Genomic DNA, 625 nt, shown 5'->3' on the forward strand with positions numbered 1-625 from the left:
ACATTTTTACTTACGTAAAAAGCGGTTCCCTTGTTTTGCTTCACTACCTTATTTAATGTACTGTTTTCACAATTCAAAAAATAAGATTGAATGAATCCATTTATTTGTAGTTATTTAGTTTATAATTATTTCCACTATTTAATTCAATAAATAGTTTCTTAACTATAGTTGTTGACTTTAACAATTGTAATTTAATGAACATAAAAAGTTTAATTTTTAATGGTGGAGAATAGCGGGATCGAACCGCTGACCTCCTGCGTGCAAGGCAGGCGCTCTCCCAGCTGAGCTAATTCCCCATGACTGTAAAACTTTTTGTAGTGATTTGTAAAATAACATAGATCACTGAAAACTAAGCAAGCAAGTGAACTAGAAATAACATCTTCTAAAGAAACATCACTTCGTGAGCGGTTCCCTTGTTTTGTGAGATTTCCGATTCGGCATTTAGTGCCTCACTTGGAGTGCATTTTAATGCTTCTTCTTTAGTGAGCCAATCAAACGAATGATTGCTCTTTACTCTAGAAAGGAGGTGATCCAACCGCAGGTTCTCCTACGGTTACCTTGTTACGACTTCACCCCAGTCGCTAATTCCACCGTAAGCGGTAGCCCCCCGAAGGTTGGCTTCCCG

1 tRNA gene and 1 rRNA gene are annotated in these 625 nt (G+C 37.6%); both read right to left on the bottom strand.

Annotated elements, in window-relative coordinates:
• Positions 1-220: 220 nt before the first annotated feature.
• Positions 221-296 (bottom strand) — tRNA-Ala (locus MNY27_RS10930).
• Positions 297-519: 223 nt separating this feature from the next.
• Positions 520-625: ribosomal RNA gene (locus MNY27_RS10935) — 16S ribosomal RNA — on the bottom strand; the annotation flags it as partial.

Origin of the sequence: Sulfurimonas sp. NWX79 (assembly GCF_039667035.1) — a bacterium.
Classification (GTDB): Bacteria; Campylobacterota; Campylobacteria; order Campylobacterales; family Sulfurimonadaceae; genus Sulfurimonas; species Sulfurimonas indica.